The sequence below is a fragment of the Psychrobacter sp. TB20-MNA-CIBAN-0197 genome, from assembly GCF_040309765.1.
GTDB classification, from domain to species: Bacteria; Pseudomonadota; Gammaproteobacteria; order Pseudomonadales; family Moraxellaceae; genus Psychrobacter; species Psychrobacter submarinus.
Map to the genome: position 1 here is coordinate 1 of NZ_JBEOPC010000709.1, position 267 is coordinate 267.

General features: G+C 57.7%; 1 pseudogene. It reads left to right on the forward strand.

Annotated elements, in window-relative coordinates:
• Nucleotides 1-267 (forward strand): annotated as a pseudogene (locus AAEY83_RS15650) (homoserine dehydrogenase); the annotation flags it as partial.

Sequence of the window (267 nt, forward strand, 5' to 3'; positions counted from 1 at the left end):
GTATTGCGATTACCAACGATGTCTTCGAAGTGGCCACGAACCCTGAGATCGACATCGTCATAGAGCTGATGGGCGGCTACACCGTTGCCCGCGAGCTGGTACTCAAGGCCATCGAGAATGGCAAGCATGTGGTCACCGCGAACAAGGCGCTGATAGCCGTTCACGGTAATGAGATTTTCGCCAAGGCACGCGAGAAAGGCGTGATCGTGGCATTCGAAGCAGCGGTGGCCGGTGGCATTCCGGTGATCAAGGCGATCCGCGAAGGCC